The sequence below is a fragment of the Gluconobacter sp. P1D12_c genome, from assembly GCF_018812105.1.
GTDB lineage: Bacteria > Pseudomonadota > Alphaproteobacteria > Acetobacterales > Acetobacteraceae > Gluconobacter > Gluconobacter oxydans_A.
The window spans coordinates 19,655-34,838 of record NZ_JACSIQ010000002.1 but is presented as its reverse complement, the minus strand read 5'-3'; the positions used below and the strand labels follow the sequence as shown (position 1 = coordinate 34,838).

Below are 15,184 nucleotides of genomic sequence, written 5' to 3'. Positions count from 1 at the left end.
AATTAATATAGTTTTAGGAAAAAATTTTAATTGAAATATCATTAGTTGTTAATATGATGAGCAATCTAAAATATTTTGAAGAGTCAGATGATCAATCTCCTGATATTATACCAATTCACATGAAAACGTTCATGTTCCACCCGAACGAAAGATTGGATTGTTGAAAAAATAAATACACCAGAAAATGCCTATCAAAAATATAAAAAATAGTAAAAATTAATAATTTTTTTATAATAAATTATTTTATTATAATTTTTATACTAAAGAACAGCATGTAACTTTAGTCCTACAGCATCGACATTCGGTTTATTCTTCTGAAGGTTTGTCCGCCAGATACGCTGATAATCAGGCTGGATGGAGAAACCTCTGAATGCATGGATGTTGTAAGTGACCTCCAGCGTCGTGATATGGCTTTGAGGGTAGGTCGTATTTCCCGGAAGAGACAGTCCTTGGCGGTAGCGTATCCACTGAGACGCGACTAGCTCCGGGCTTGCGATCGTTTCAGACCATTCGATACCGAATGTATCCTGGGGGCGAGTAGAAATTGGCCCACGATCTACGAGCCCTGCATAGATCTGATAGGTGTAAGGGCTGTTTTTTCCATCGCTTTTGGCAAAACCGGCTAGCGCGTAGAGACCGTGCAACGGGCCGTTTCCGTTACGAATCAGCATTTGGTCTGCCTGAAGCCATATTTGAGTTTTCCCATTCGTCCAGCGATAAGGAAGGCCAGTGGCAGCAGCCGCATTGCCATTATTGTCGTAATAGACATCCCGATATTGAGAGGAATCATAAGCGAAGCCAAATTTATAATGGCCGACAAGATTGTTTCTCCCAAAATGAGGAATGAGGCCGACTTCAACAGGAGTATAGACGCCTGTATAGAGGCCTGTACCCATTTCAAAACCAGTTCGGTCATACTGGTTGGTATTTAGATATGGATTGACCCCATAAAGACCTGCTTGGATATAAAGACCATGAAGAGGCCAGTAGCGAATTCTGGCTCCCCATGTTGATCCCGGATATGTCGCGTATCCTGCTGCACCTCGGGTCAGAGATTTTGGTATTCCACAGTTTGATTTGTTCATAAATGTGCAGAACAAAGGAGAATTGGCAAAGTCAATATTCACGGGCATTTTGCCAACCGCAATCTGAATACGTTTTTTGTACAGATCCTGAGTTCCATACACATAGACCAGATGAACGCCGACATTGCCACCGCCGCCGAAAATTTCCTGAAATCCATTCAGGGAGTGATCGCCCAGATCTGCTGCAAGATTATGACCCGCGCGGTTAACGAAAACCGCATGGGTAATAAATCCCTTCCAGCCAATAATTTTTTCCCAGTCCAGATCAAGTTCCACACCAATCTGATGGGCATAACCAGCATCTCCGCCATGCCCGGCATTCAAGGCAATAGCGCTTTCGCTCGTATAGTCCACGACAATTCCAATCCCTTTCTTGTTCAGCTTTTTGATTAGCCGTTCCCAAGGAAGGAGCATGTTCTCTACCGGAGGTGTGAAAGGGGTGTTGTCATATGAAGTCGGCGTATCCAGAGCGAAGAGAGGAGCAGTCGCGGAGACCGGCCCACGATATTGAGCCTCAGCTCTGGAGGAAAAAAGTACGGCGCATGAGAAAATGCATGCCAAAAAGATTTTTGTAGAGAGAAATGGAGAGCGCGGCATCGAAGTGCTCCAGACTGAAGCAGTTTCAAATCACGGGGGTCAGTAGCGGGGCACCGCAGAAATGTGCCGCAAGGTTAGCAATGACCAACTGGCCCATCTGTCTGCGTGTTTCCACGGTAGCGCTGGCACGATGCGGCTGAAGAACGACGTTGTTCATGCCGTAGAGGGCCGCTGGAACACTGGGTTCGTTCTCGAAAACGTCAAGCGCCGCCTTACCCAGCCTGCCATCTTGCAAGAGACTTACCATGGCCTGTTCGTCCACTACGCTTCCGCGGGAAATATTGACTAACAGCCCGTCCGGCCCCAGTGCTTCCATGACGTCCCGGTTTACAAAATGCCGGGACTGAGGCCCTCCCGATGCCGCGACGACAAGGATATCGCTCTGCTTTGCCAGCGCTGTCAGGCTGGGAATGAACGGGATATCAGGAAGCTCAAGATTGGTACGGCTGAAATAGGAAACGGGCATGTCAAAGCCATGCGCCCGTCGGCTAATGGCCTGTCCGACTTTTCCCATCCCAAAAATTCCGAGTTTCTTGCCGGTGACCTTGTGAGCCAAGGGGAGGAAGCCTGTGCCCCACTGACCGTTGCGGACAAAACTGTCTCCCGGAAGCAGGTCGCGCGTTGCCGCGAGGATGAAAGCCATGGCGAGATCTGCCACGTCATCTGTCAGGACGTTCTGCGTTGTCGTCACGCTAATACCACGGTGGCTGGCCTGAACGAGATCAACGGCATCAGTCCCAATTCCATTGATGGAAATGATCTCTAGGTTAGGAAGGGCCGTCATGATGTGGGATGGAACACCGGTTCCGCCGCCAGTGACGATGCCCCGAATACGCGGTGCGATGTCCGTCAATACCAGCGTTTCATTATAACGGTGAACAACATACGCGGCGTCCAGTGCCTGCTCGACTTCAGGCATCATGGGCTCGATAAGAAGAATTTCCGGTTTCATGATCAAAGAACCTTACACTGCCTGTTTTATGGAAGAACAACGGAGACGGGGGCCAGAGATCCGATTTCGACTTTTGCGGTCGTGCGTGCGGGTACGAATTTCGTGCCGGTCATGGACCCCGTGGTGACGACGGTTCCGGCTTCCAGTGGAAAACCGCGCTTCGCAGCATGATTGGCCAGCCAGACAAGAAGGCGGATTGGATCTCCAGCGGAGTTCCCGCCGGCATGTTCCATGGCGATCTGGTCATCAAGGACAAGCCTGACATGCTCGGTTACAGGTGTGAGTTCCTGCCAGGTTGAAATTCCGGGCCCGTAAATCAGGGCGCCGTGGTTGCCCTGATCGGCAAGATGCACCAGTCCGTCCTGAGAGCCTGCCTTGCAGAAGCGGGTGTCAAATATTTCAATAGCGGCATGAGCACTCCCGATTGCGTCGCAAACTTCAGCCTGCGTCCAAGGGGTTTCCCGAAAAGGGAGGCCTTTCCGGAAAATATAAACAATCTCCGCCTCAACACCGTAAAGGCGGCAAAGACCTTCCGGGAGTTTGGTATCTCCAGAAAACAGGGTCGCCCGATGCAAGGGTGCGCAAAATGGCTCACTTTCTGGCGTCGGAGCTCCGACTTTCCAACCCTTGATGGGGCCGAGGGAAGCCGTCAGAGCTTGTGCGACCTGATCCTGAACAGAATAAGCTTCTTTGGCATCATGTATCTTGATGGCATCGGGAAGGCTATCCAGGCAGGATTTACTTTTTCTGGCTGCAGAAAAAATCTCTGCGCATTGATGAAGCCTATCTTTCGATATGACGGATACTGTGTCGTTCATGAAAAACCTCAGGCATAGAGAGGCCGTCATGCGTCCGTAGCGCGGGCGCATTTGGGTCGAACTCAACGAAAGTGACGTGTGGCTTTAGGAGAGACCTTTAGAAGACATCATCCTGCGACATGAGATCACGGCCTCTGGGTTCAGGAATAAAGAACGTGGCTGTAATAGCCAGACAGGCAAGGAAGACCACGTAAGTTGCCAGCGGAATCCATGCGAACTTACCGCTGCTGACACCGCCAATATTGAACCGCGCAAACATGGCGATGAGAAACTGGCCGACCATAGGGGACACCCCTCCGGCTATGACGGAAGAGAACTCACGGGTAAAGGACACCGCCGTATAGCGATGGCGAACCCCGAACATCTCAGGAAGAAAGGCGCCCTGTGTTCCGAACATTCCCCACGTGGCAATACCAAGAGCAAAGGAAAGCGCGATCATGGAGAGGACTGGATTGCCTTGACTGAAGACGTACCAGACGGGAATGGCGCTTACGGCCTGAAGAATGGCAAACCCACGGTAAACCTTTACCCGGCCATATTTATCACTGAGCCATCCTGCGCCCGGAATAGTGATTGCACCCACCAGTGCTGCTCCGATCAGGGCCAGTGTGCCCCACTTGCTGCTCATGCCAACTGTATGAACCAGATAGCTGATAGACAGCACCTGATAGATGGAAGAGCCGCCGTTTTCCGCCATCCGAAGCCCCAAACCCGCAGTGATCGGGCGCCATGATCCGGTCAGTGTCTGGCGCAGGGGCATGACTTCTTCATGCTCCTCTTCCTCACGCAGCTTGGCAAAAGCGGGTGATTCCTTGAGGCGCAGCCGCATGTACAGTGCAATGACAAGGAGGATGGCACTGCCAAGGAAGGGCACGCGCCAGAGCCAGGTATCGGCAATGTTCGCAACACCTGTCATCATCGCGAAATAGATCAAGCCGGCAACCACGGTTCCCATCTGGATGCCCAGGAACGGCAATGCAGCAAAGTATCCCCGGCGTTCACGCGGGGCGGACTCCGTCATCATGACCGCAGCGCCTGCCTGTTCTGCACCCGCACCGAAACCTTGCAACATTCGCATGAAAACAAGCAGGAGAGGAGCGGCGATGCCGATGGTGGAATAAGAAGGAATGAGCCCTATGGCAGAACTGGCCAGCCCCATAAGGGTGACCGTCATCAGAAGGACTTTTTTACGGCCATGCCGATCCCCGAGGCGACCGAAGAAAATTCCGCCGACAGGTCGTACTGCAAAGCCTATGAAATAGGTCGCAAAGCTCGCAATCAGACCCATGCCCGGAATGGTGCTCGGGAAAAACAGTGGACCAAACACGAGAGCCGACGCGAGGCTGTAAAGTGCGAAGTCGTAGTACTCCATCGCGCTTCCAACCGAACATGTCCAGGCCGCGCGACGAAGTTCTTCTACGGTCATTTCAGGACGTTCTGTGAGAGCGCCATTCGTAGCCGCCGAGTGTTCCTGACCGATGGTAGGATAGCTTGTCATTGTTGTTACAATCATGACTGCGACACCTTAATCTGGCGACCAGACTGGACAGCCTCTTTCAAGGCCAAAGCGATCTTGAGTGACGCCACACCGTCTTCGCCGGTGGCTGCCGGAGACCCACGGCCAGCAACGCTGTCACAGAAGCGTCGGACACTGTAGCGGTAAAGATTATGGTGTTCGATGGCGATAGGATGTTCTCCGTCACCGTCTCGTAGAGACAGACTCCCAATCGGCTTCTGGCTCATGCAGTCACGAGCAATCAACGCCGCGTTCTCACCATAGAGTTCGACGCCGCCGGGCGCATAAGGCACGGCATATGAACCGTGAATCTGCACGAGAACATCTCCGGGAAAGCGCATAACAGCCATCAAGCCGTCTTCAATTCCCGCGATACTCCGTCGACCGCTTTGCGTCATGGCAAACACATCGATCGGGTCTGCTCCCAACAGGAAACGTAGGGTATCGATGTCATGGATTGTACTATCCAGAATGAGGCCACCCGCTGCGTCATTCAGGCGCCAGCCTTCAACCGCTTTCGCCAGGAAATTGGCGTGGAAGACGCGAACGGTATTCAGTTCGCCGATAGCATTGGTCTTCAAGTGATGTCGGAGTGCAATATGGACAGCCGAGCATCTCAGGTGATGGTTCGTGCCCAGAATGACACCGGATTCATGGCAGACCCGGACCATTTCCTCTGCGTCTGTCAGGGAGAGGGCCAGTGGCTTCTCGCAGAGAACATGTTTGCCTGCTCGGGCTGCCGCCAGAACCTGATCTTTATGAAGCTCATTGCGACTGCTGACATACACAACGTGTACGGAAGGGTCCTGAAGAATGTCCTGAAGCTCCGACGTACTACTTGGAATATCGTGAGCCGCCGCAAATTCTTGCCCGCGCTTTGCGTCCTGGCTGAAAACAATCCGGAGTGTCGCATCAGGCTGTGAACGAATTGCATCGATCATCCATTCACGGGCGACGTTACTGGCCCCGATCAGAGCCCAACCAATAGGCGTTTTCATTCTTCCTCCTTTGACCCTGCGACCACAGAGGCGAGTTAAAGGCAAAATTAGATCGATCTAAAAGATCGCAGTTGCATATCTCAACGTTATTTCCGAGAAAAAGTCACGCAAGTTTAGTGATAAAAATATAAAAGATATGTGATTTATTGGCAGTATATCACGAAATACGTGATAATTATGTCAAGGGAAGGAGAGCGCTAGCCCACCCAAAGGGTATTATGAGGTGCGGGCTTCAGAGCTGGCGCGTATAACCAAATTTGTCGGAAGAATGATCCGTTCTGCAGGTCGGTCTGGTGCTTCCAGTCGCTTTTGCAGCAGGGTGGCTGCTGCCTTCCCAATCATACGCGGGTTCGTCGCAATCGTCGTCAAAGGGGGATAGGCGGCTGCTGCCTGCGGTAAATCATCCATCCCTATAACGGCAAAATCATCGCCAAGCGTATAGCCGCGGCGTTGAAGGTGGCTCATGAGCGCCAGAGCCATAATATCATTATAACAGATTGCGGAATCCGGCGGATGAGATCCCAGAAGAAGCCGGTCGAGTTCAACTTCATCATAAGTGTTACCCCATTTGCCAGCGACCACCATATCGTCAGGCAATTGATGAAGCGCCATAGCTCTATGGAAGCCATCCAGTCGGGCCACGGCAGCGGAATGGACGGACATTCCTCCCACGAACATGATTTTCTGCCGACCGGTTTCGACGAGATGTTTTACGGCTTTTTCGATACCTAAAGCGTAGTCAGCCGCAACATAGTCGCCTGATCCGTAGGGGACATGGCGCAGAACCTGAACATACGGCAGGCTTAGACGTCGAAGATCTTCCAACAACGTGTCGTTACTTCCGATTGCAGGGCAGATAATCACGCCATCAACGTTATGCTCTCTCAGTCGCTGGATCTGACGCGCCTGGCGTTCAGGCGATTCAACACTATTCGCAATAAAACAGACAACATCATTGGCATCGTTAACGTCATCGACACCCGCTGTCAGTTCACTGAAGAAGGGGTTGGCAATGTTGGAAAGAACAAGACCAATCGTATGCGTTCGGCTCTGACGCAGATTGGCTGCACCACGATTGTAGATATATCCGAGTTGTTTCATTGCTTCCAGAACGCGTTCACGCGTTGGGGGGGCAATAAGCGGACTACCTCGCACCACAAGTGATGCCGTCGCCCTGGAAACACCAGCAGCTCGGGCGACATCCAGAAGATTGACAGGTTGTGGTGCCTGGCTTTTTTTCATATCGGGAAATTACAGTATATAGGCTTTGCAGCACAAATCGTAGAAAGGACCAGGTCTGTATTTTTACGATATGTTTTGTGAAACAGGCTATCTGGACGTGTCGCGGTTTAGTTCCGGGCCTTTAAGACCGAAGATGGTCATGAAGGAGACGTGGAATGGGACGAGTTTATAAGGCAGAGTTCAGGCACGAGGCGGTGCGTTTAGCTCTGAGCAGCAGTCTGTCGCGTGAGCGTATTGCCCAGGATCTGGGGATCGGCTCTTCGACGTTGAAGACATGGATCCGCGATGCGCAGAAGCTTGATACTGTGGTCGCTGACACAACGGATCATACAGCGTTATCGCGTGAGAATGAGAGATTACGCCGTGAGAACCTTCTGCTGCGGGAGGAGAGGGAGCTGTTAAAAAAGGCGACACAGTTCTTCGCGAGCCAAAAGTCGTGAGGTTTGCCTTTATTGCTCGATATCATGGGTCGCTTTCACGCGAACGGGTCTGCCGCCTGTTTGGTGTCAGCGACCGGGGTTTCAGGGCCTGGCGACGACGCCCGGTCTGTGCCCGCAAAAAACAGGATGACATCCTGATGGTCCATATCCGCGCTATTCACGCCCAGAGCAGGCGAAGCTACGGACGTCCCCGTATGACAGAAAAACTCAGGGCTGCGGGTCTGTCTGTCGGGCATCGTCGCGTTGGACGTCTGATGCGCGAGTATGGCATTCGTGTTGTCAGGACACGACGCTTCAAGGTGACTACGAACAGTTCGCACAAGTACAGTATTGAACCCAACCTTCTAGGGCAGGTTTTTTCAGCACCAGCGCTTAACCAGAAATGGACAGCGGACGTCACATACATCTGGACGCGGGAAGGCTGGGTTTACCTGGCTGTGGTGCTGGACCTCTTCTCACGCAGAGTCATCAGCTGGAACCTTGAGGTCCGTATGACCGCAGATCTTGCCACGACAGCGTTACAACGCGCCATTGCCTTGCGTCAGCCACCACCAGGCTGCGTCCATCATGCGGATCGTGGCAGTCAGTATTATTCAGAGGATTACCGCAAACTCCTTTCTGCCCATGGCTTTATCGTGTCCATGAGCAGAAGGGGAAACTGCTGGGACAATGCTGTCACGGAAAGCTTCTTCAAGACCCTGAAAGCTGAACTCCTGTGGCAGCAAGCCTGGATGAGCCGTCAGGACGTCGAGCAGGCTATCACATCCTACATCAATGATTTCTACAACGCGCAGAGGCTGCATTCCGCACTCCAGTGGAAAAGTCCGCTGGATTATGAGCGCAACGCCGCTTAACAGATAACCACTGGCCCGGAACTAAACCGCGACACGTCCAGGGGCAAGCTGTATCTCTTTGTAGCCACTGTTCGGACGAGTAAATGTGCCGTCACACCACTGGTCAGGCAAGCTGACTGGAAAACGGTTTGGGAATTTCTCGAACATTACCTGATGAAATCCAATCATCCCTGGACGGACGGTCAGGTTGAGCGGACGAATTGGACAGTCAAGGAAGCAACCGTCAAGTGCTTCCATTGCGACTTCAGGGTGGCTTATAACTTCGGACGAATGTTCAAGTCCCTGAGTGGTCTTATGCTTTGCGAATATGTCTGCAAAATATGAACTTCAGAGCCAGAACGAGTCATCATCAGTCCAACCCATCAAACCCTGAGACTAAACATCTAATGCATGGCTTCTTCCAATTGATTGAGAATTTCACTTCTTAGTTTCTGAAGAGCAGGGTCATCTCGATTTCGAGGTTGGGTTCCTGCAATACTGATATCAGCTATCACCCGTGCGGGACGTGGACTGAAGATAATCACTCGTGTGGCGAGAAGAAGAGCTTCTTCAACATCATGAGTGACCATCAGGGCTGTAAAACCTCGGGTATTCCAAAGGCGGTAAAGCTCTGTCTGCATAGCCAGACGGGTCAGACTGTCGAGCTTGCCCAGGGGTTCATCAAGAAGGAGCAGGCGCGGGTTGTTGATCAGGGCGCGAGCCAGTGCAACGCGTTGGGCCATGCCCCCTGAAAGCTGATGTGGCCATGCTGTGGCAAACTCTTCCAGTCCGACGAGACGAATTGCCGCATCTATTGCCTCGGGATCTTTTTCCTTACGGATATCCAGCCCAAGAGAAATATTGCCGCGTACTGTACGCCAAGGATAAAGCGTCGGATCCTGAAACATGATGATACGGCTGGGGTGAGGTTCCGTAATCGGCGTGCCCTCAGCAAGAAGCGTTCCTGAATCCGGAGCTTCGAGACCTGCAACCAATCGCAGGAGAGTGGATTTTCCACATCCGGAAGGTCCGATCAGGGCCACGAATTCACCAGGCTCCACATCAAGGCTTACATCGTCCAGAACCAGCCGGGAGCCTGCTGGCATGTCATAGCTGTGATGGATGTGAGATAAAGTCAGGCCAAGCGGTGCCTCTGGATGGGTGGAGTTTACCATTTAAGGCCGTCCTTTTGCCATTTGAGAAGGTGGTCCCGGACCTTGAACAACACTGTCATTAGAGTGGTGCACATCAGGGACATGACAAAGAGGGCAGCATACATGTTCGGGTAAGCGGCCCATCCCTGAGCCCACTGCATGTAGAAGCCCAGTCCTGATTTAACGCCCAGCATTTCTGCCACGACGAGCATGGCAAAAGACGCGCCCAGTCCCATGAAGAGCCCGACAAAAATTTGTGGTGTTGCGGTGGGAAGTGCGACGCGAAGAACCAGAAAACGGTTTTTCGCTCCCATCGTCCTGGCAACATCGTAATAGGCCGGATCAACTGCTGATACGCCAGACCAGGTCAGAACAGCGACGGGAAAACCGGCTGCAAGTGCCATGAGAGCCTCACCGGCCCAACGGGTTGAGGGAATGACGACAAATGCCAAGGGCAGAAGTGCTACAGGCGGCAATGGCCCAATAATGCGCATGACAGGTCGAACCCAGTAACGGACATGATGGGAGCGCCCTAATGCAACACCAATAATAATCCCGAGAATGGAGCCTGGGAGATATCCTCCTGCCAAAAGAAGTAGGGAATGGAACAGGCTGTCTCCAAGGCGTTTCCAGTCTGTCAGAAAGACATCCAGCAGATCTTGCGGTGTTCCAAAAAATGGCCTTGGAAGAAGCAGGAGTTTTGCCTGCACAAGTTCCCATCCGCCCAGACCGAGCCCGAGAACGAAAGCCCATGGTGCGCGGTCTTTCAGCCGGCCAACTGCTGCGATAGCGATCAGCACAAGCCCGACTGCCAGTAGAAGGGTTGCAAGCTGGTTGGTGGCAGGAAAGTCATCCGCATCCGGCCATTTCCATGTGACCAGTGCTGCCAGAAGCCATGCAGGCCCTGCACTCCAACGCCAGAACTGCACGGGCTTGAAACGAGTTTTCGTCGTCTCGGTGGCCGCCTCCAAAGTGCGAGGTTCTGCCAATGTAGCCTGCGCGTTGCTCATTAGCTGAACAGGTCCTGCGTGACACGCTCTGCATAGCGTTCAGTGTTCAGGGAAGGGCGGAAAACGCCAATCTGCTTCAGAGCTTCGGCATAACGCACGATTTCCTGCCTGAAATCACCCGTCAGAGTCTGATGATGATGGCCCTGCATCTGAAGCATGGCCGCAAGGTCCTTGATATTCGCTTTAGGGGCATAAGGCTGGAAAATCGTGGCTGCTTCTTCAGGGTTGCAGGCTAACCAGGCACCGGCTTCCATGATCGCACGTGTGACGGCTGCAGCGACTTTTGGTTCATTCCGGATGAGGCTGCCACGCAATCCAATGACGCAGCATGTCAGATGCGCCCATTCGCCCTTCATATTGTTGTCAATATCCAGAAGGCCGAACTGGCGGCGCTGCGGATAAGAGAATGGATCAGCATCTGAAATAGCCTGAACATCCCCCCGTTGCAGAGCGAGAGGCAGCAGATCTGCCGGAAACTGCCTCCACTGCACGTCTGTTTCCGGGTCGATCCCGGCTTCTTTCAGGCGAATGCTGAAGAAATTCCGGTCTGGGCCGCCGATATCCGTTACGCCGACGGTCTTACCCTTCAGGTCCGCAAGCGTTTTGATACCAGTGGATGGCGCCGTCATGAGATACATGCAACCAGCGTGTAACCCCGCCACGAGCTTGACATCAAAACCCTGCTGAAGCGGCTTAAGCCAACGCAGCGCCATGCCCGGTGCTCCATCGGCCTTGCCGGTTGAAAGCGCCTCAAGCAACTGGTCAGTTGCGCCTGCAAAATTGACGTAATCAATGTTCAGATTGTATTTTTTGAAGAATCCTTTCTCCTTCGCAACGGGAACGGCTGCGGTGCAGATGGATGCTTCATTCCATGCGATCGTCAGGTTGCGCGCCGGTCCCGGAACGGGTTCGACGGTCGCAGGGCCTGCGGCCTGACATTGAGTTTGCGCTCCTCCCATATCCATATGATCCATGGCCTGTGCGAAGGCGCGTCCATGTATGCTTAAAGCGGATGCACTTGCCAGAGAGCCGGTCAGGACAGTACGACGTGAGGGATGAAACGCATTGGACATCGACAGTTATCCTGAAAATCAGTCAAGCCCGTTTGACGGGAAGATGGTGAAAATTACGGGAGAACCAGGCAAGCCCATGGTCGGCGTCTGCACTGGCAGAAATGGATTTGACGGCACAGAACAGAACGTCGTGCGTGCCGGCGCTATGAATGGCATCAATTTCGCAATCGAGTGTGACGAGGGCGTCTGAGAGCAGGGCTGACCCTGTTTCGCCAATGATCCAGTTGCCTTGTGCGAACTTTTCGTCAGGTTCTACGGAGCGGCTGGCAAAGACCCATGCCAGATCATGATGAACAGGCGACAGCACACTAATTCCGACGACACCGTTCTTCAGAAATGCCTGATGGGAGCGATTACTGCGGTTCAGACAGACCAATACCGTCGGAGGTGTATCGCTAACACTGCTGATGGCGGAAACCGTCAATCCCTGACGTCCTCCGGGGCCATCAGTTGTGACGAGAACTACCGGAGCCCCAAGCAGGCTCATCGCTTCCCGGAACCGGTCCTGACTGACGGTAGGGGCTTCAAAAGTGGTTTGCGAAAACAGGGTTGTGGTGTCATGCGGCATGAGAAACGCCTTTTTGGTCTAGCCCGAGAACCTTCAGGATGGTTGAAGTTTCTGTTCTGCGCATCCAGTCAGGCGAGATGTCGACAAAGCGCACAACACGACCGGGGTTGAGAACCAGAACGGTGGGTTTTGGAAGCTCCCAACGCGATGTTCCATTTAAGGCTTCGCTTCGGCTCCCTTTGGAAATCGCGGCTTCTCGTGCGGCCTCATCAAAGAGATAGGTAATTCCCAAATCATGAGACAGCGTCAGTTCCGGGTCATTCAGGACTGGAAAAGGCAGATCATTGCGCGTTCTGATGCTGTCGAGTTCTGGAAAAGGCTGTGAGGAGACTGCGACCAGCGGAATGCCTGCCGCTTTCAGAACGGGAGCCAGCGTTTCTGCATAGTAGGGCAGCGCAATATTACACGCTGGACAGCCGGCGAACCTGAAAAATACCAGTACGGCTGCTCCTGCAGACGTCAGATCATCGAGTGAAACCGTGCGACCTTCTGCATCCAGAAGCGTGTGGGGCGAAAGGACGTCGCCCGCTTTAACATGCGTCGTTTCGGGTTGTGCACGGACCAGGGCTTCCCGCTGCGCGATATTTCCAGCCAAAGCTTCAGGAGACCATGTTCTGCGACGTTCTGCCTCAATGGCTTCATAGCGGCTTTGGAGGGAAGAAGAGAGAGTGCTCATGCTCAATAGACCCCAAGGGTGACCTGATTGGCCCACCATGGGGGAGAACCGGGCACGGTTTCCAAGGAGTTTTTCTTATGTGGCAATTTGCGCCCGGTCATTGATCTGCTGTCGCCTGAGTCAGAAGTTCAGCAAGGTCCTGGGTGGCCTCCGGCAAGCCGTTTCTCTGAACGAGAATGGTTTCGATTTCCGGGACTTCCGGCAGTATGCCCGTTGGCAGAATGGAAAGACCTTCAGACGTCGCAAAGCGTCGTGTCCGGCAACTCGCACCCAGACCGCTCCGCACCCCGGCGCGCATGGCGGGAAGATGCGGCGTTTCAAGCACAATGCGGTAGTCCCGGCGTGCTTTCGCAAGAGTTCTGAGTGCGGCTTCGCGGAACCGGCAGGGTGGTTCCAGCAGGACGAGTGGAATCTCAGACTGGTCCAAAACGCTCGGATCCCCGATCCAGACCATTCTGTCATGTCCTACAATACGCCAGGAAGAGTTGGGGCGATCTCCATGCTGGCCCAGGCACAGCACGATATCCAGCCGGGATCGGTCAAACATTTCAAGCAGTTCCGCTGATCCGCCAACGCGAACGGTCAGCCTGCAACGAGGATGTTCGAGACGGAAGCGGGCAAGAACGTCCGGGAGGATGGTGTCTGCAAAGTCCTGCACCATGCCGATCGTAATTGGCTCAGGTTCTGAAACGTCCCCAAGCTTGTGCATGATCCGGTCATTGAGGGCGAGAAGCTGTCTTGCATAGGCCACGAGTTCTTCGCCGGCAGGGGTAAGGACCAGTTTTCGCCCATCCCGACGGAAGAGCTTCTGCTGCAATACGTCTTCCAGTCGCTTCATCTGCAGACTCAGAGCGGACTGCGTCAGGAAGATCGTTTCGGTCGCCTGCGCCATGGAACCGGCTTCCACGATCGCGACGAAAGACCGCAGAAGTTCAGTCGGAACATTGCGTGCCATGCGCTGGGGAAGGGATGTGTGGGACATAGCATCGCTCCGTGCTGGAGGCATGGTTTACAATTAACCATGCAAAAGTGTGGCATTTGTGTTTCTTGCTTGAATTATGACGTAAGAAAATGAGTATATTGTCAATACAACAATTTATTATAGTCTTTTAGGGGTTTCAGCCATGCCTGTGGAATTCATCGGGTTCGTGAGCAGTCAGAACCATTCCGAGATTATTCCCCCAACCGGGTCGGTCATTGATCTTGCCCATATCGAGACCGCCGCCAAAATCCATGAGAATGGCGGTTTTGACCGGGTGCTGATCGCCTTTCACTCCAATTCGCCTGAGAGCATCCTGCTGGCCCAGCATGTTGCCGCGACCACGCGGACTTTGGGTCTGATGGTGGCGCATCGTCCTGGATTCACGGCACCGACTCTGGCAGCCCGCCAGTTTGCAACACTAGATCAGATCAGCCGTGGTCGGGCGGCCGTACATATCATCACGGGTGGGAGTGATACGGAGCTTCAGGCCGATGGGGATCACACCGTCAAGGCAGAGCGGTATGCCCGGACTCGTGAATATCTTGAGATTGTGCGTCGGGAATGGAGCAGACGGGAGCCGTTTGATTATCAAGGCAGGTTCTACACGGTGAATGGCGCCCAGTCCCGCGTGCTTCCCTATCAGGGGGACGCCATTCCGGTTTATTTTGGCGGGTCTTCAGACGAAGCCATTGCTGTAGCCGGGGAGCAGGCGGACGTTTACGCTCTGTGGGGGGAAACTTACGAGCAGGTTCGGGAAACCGTCTTTCGTGTTCGGGCGGCTGCGGAAAAAGCTGGGCGTAATAACCTGCGGTTTTCGCTCTCTCTTCGGCCCATACTGGCTGAAACGGAGGAGGCCGCATGGGCCAAGGCAGATGCCATTCTTGAGAAGGCCAAGGCTCTTCAGGAAAAGACAGGCTACACGCGTTCTTCCATCATCCCGAACGAAGGATCCCGCCGTCTGCTGGCTGCGGCAGAGCAGGGTTCACGGCTGGATAAGCGCCTCTGGACGGGGATTGCCGCTCTGACGGGTGCCAAAGGCAATTCTACGTCCTTGGTGGGAACACCGGATCAGGTGGCCGAAGCCCTTCTGGATTATTACCGTCTGGGAGTTTCAACGTTCCTGATCCGTGGGTTTGATCCGCTTGTGGATGCCTATGACTATGGGCGGGATCTGTTGCCGCGTGTTCGCGAGCTGGTTGCGAAAGAAGACCAGCGCTCCGGTCAGAAGGCTGCCTGAAAC

At 53.4% G+C, this 15,184-nt stretch carries 14 protein-coding genes and 1 pseudogene; 3 read left to right on the top strand and 12 right to left on the bottom strand.

Going from position 1 to position 15,184, the window contains the following annotated elements:
• Window positions 1–260: 260 nt before the first annotated feature.
• The 6 genes from KP705_RS02245 to KP705_RS02220 form a co-directional block, all read right to left on the bottom strand.
• Entirely contained in the window at window positions 261–1,499 is a 1,239-nt protein-coding gene (locus KP705_RS02245) for a carbohydrate porin (protein ID WP_046902102.1), read from the bottom strand.
• Window positions 1,500–1,707: 208 nt separating this feature from the next.
• Window positions 1,708–2,634 (bottom strand): 2-hydroxyacid dehydrogenase, encoded by a 927-nt coding sequence (locus KP705_RS02240; protein WP_064274820.1) that lies wholly within the window; start codon window positions 2,632–2,634, stop codon window positions 1,708–1,710.
• A 26-nt stretch (window positions 2,635–2,660) separates the two neighbouring features.
• Window positions 2,661–3,452, bottom strand: a complete 792-nt coding sequence (locus tag KP705_RS02235) for a 2-keto-4-pentenoate hydratase (RefSeq protein ID WP_046901734.1) — start codon at window positions 3,450–3,452, stop codon at window positions 2,661–2,663.
• A gap of 97 nt (window positions 3,453–3,549) precedes the next feature.
• Window positions 3,550–4,950, bottom strand: a complete 1,401-nt coding sequence (locus KP705_RS02230) for an MFS transporter (RefSeq protein ID WP_046902101.1) — start codon at window positions 4,948–4,950, stop codon at window positions 3,550–3,552.
• A gap of 11 nt (window positions 4,951–4,961) precedes the next feature.
• On the bottom strand, window positions 4,962–5,966 hold the full coding sequence (locus tag KP705_RS02225; protein ID WP_046901733.1) for a Gfo/Idh/MocA family protein: 1,005 nt from the start codon (window positions 5,964–5,966) through the stop codon (window positions 4,962–4,964).
• Between the two features lie 216 nt (window positions 5,967–6,182).
• On the bottom strand, window positions 6,183–7,208 hold the full coding sequence (locus KP705_RS02220) for a LacI family DNA-binding transcriptional regulator (protein WP_046901732.1): 1,026 nt from the start codon (window positions 7,206–7,208) through the stop codon (window positions 6,183–6,185).
• A gap of 155 nt (window positions 7,209–7,363) precedes the next feature.
• Here KP705_RS02220 and KP705_RS02215 point away from each other — a divergent pair.
• Both KP705_RS02215 and KP705_RS19965 read left to right on the top strand, forming a co-directional pair.
• A protein-coding gene (locus tag KP705_RS02215; RefSeq protein ID WP_215763929.1) for an IS3 family transposase occupies window positions 7,364–8,502 on the top strand; the annotation gives its coding sequence in 2 pieces (ribosomal slippage) (window positions 7,364–7,619 and window positions 7,619–8,502; 1,140 coding nt in all).
• 33 nt (window positions 8,503–8,535) lie between these two features.
• Window positions 8,536–8,889, top strand: a pseudogene (locus KP705_RS19965) (IS481 family transposase); the annotation flags it as partial.
• On the opposite strand, the gene KP705_RS02210 reads toward KP705_RS19965, so the two are convergent.
• The 6 genes from KP705_RS02210 to KP705_RS02185 all read right to left on the bottom strand — a co-directional run bounded on the left by KP705_RS02210 (window position 8,886) and on the right by KP705_RS02185 (window position 13,944).
• A complete protein-coding gene (locus KP705_RS02210; RefSeq protein ID WP_215763928.1) occupies window positions 8,886–9,656 on the bottom strand; it encodes an ABC transporter ATP-binding protein in 771 nt (256 codons plus the stop codon). The pseudogene KP705_RS19965 and the gene KP705_RS02210 overlap by 4 nt on opposite strands.
• On the bottom strand, window positions 9,650–10,645 hold the full coding sequence (locus KP705_RS02205; protein WP_215763927.1) for an ABC transporter permease: 996 nt from the start codon (window positions 10,643–10,645) through the stop codon (window positions 9,650–9,652). Before KP705_RS02205 ends, KP705_RS02210 begins: the two co-directional genes overlap by 7 nt.
• Window positions 10,645–11,718, bottom strand: coding sequence for an ABC transporter substrate-binding protein (locus KP705_RS02200; protein ID WP_215763926.1), 1,074 nt, complete (start codon window positions 11,716–11,718; stop codon window positions 10,645–10,647). The genes KP705_RS02205 and KP705_RS02200 overlap by 1 nt, the downstream gene beginning before the upstream one ends.
• A 22-nt stretch (window positions 11,719–11,740) precedes the next feature.
• Window positions 11,741–12,286 carry a flavin reductase gene (locus KP705_RS02195; protein WP_215763925.1) on the bottom strand — a complete coding sequence of 182 codons (546 nt, stop codon included), beginning with the start codon at window positions 12,284–12,286 and terminating at the stop codon, window positions 11,741–11,743.
• A complete protein-coding gene (locus KP705_RS02190; RefSeq protein WP_203548975.1) occupies window positions 12,276–12,962 on the bottom strand; it encodes a peroxiredoxin-like family protein in 687 nt (228 codons plus the stop codon). Before KP705_RS02190 ends, KP705_RS02195 begins: the two co-directional genes overlap by 11 nt.
• Window positions 12,963–13,059: 97 nt before the next feature.
• A complete protein-coding gene (locus tag KP705_RS02185) occupies window positions 13,060–13,944 on the bottom strand; it encodes a LysR substrate-binding domain-containing protein (RefSeq protein WP_052750079.1) in 885 nt (294 codons plus the stop codon).
• A gap of 142 nt (window positions 13,945–14,086) precedes the next feature.
• Here KP705_RS02185 and KP705_RS02180 point away from each other — a divergent pair, with 142 nt between their 5' ends.
• The gene (locus KP705_RS02180) at window positions 14,087–15,181 is read left to right on the top strand and encodes an LLM class flavin-dependent oxidoreductase (protein ID WP_215763924.1); all 1,095 of its coding nucleotides are present in this window, start codon (window positions 14,087–14,089) and stop codon (window positions 15,179–15,181) included.
• Window positions 15,182–15,184: the final 3 nt, after the last annotated feature.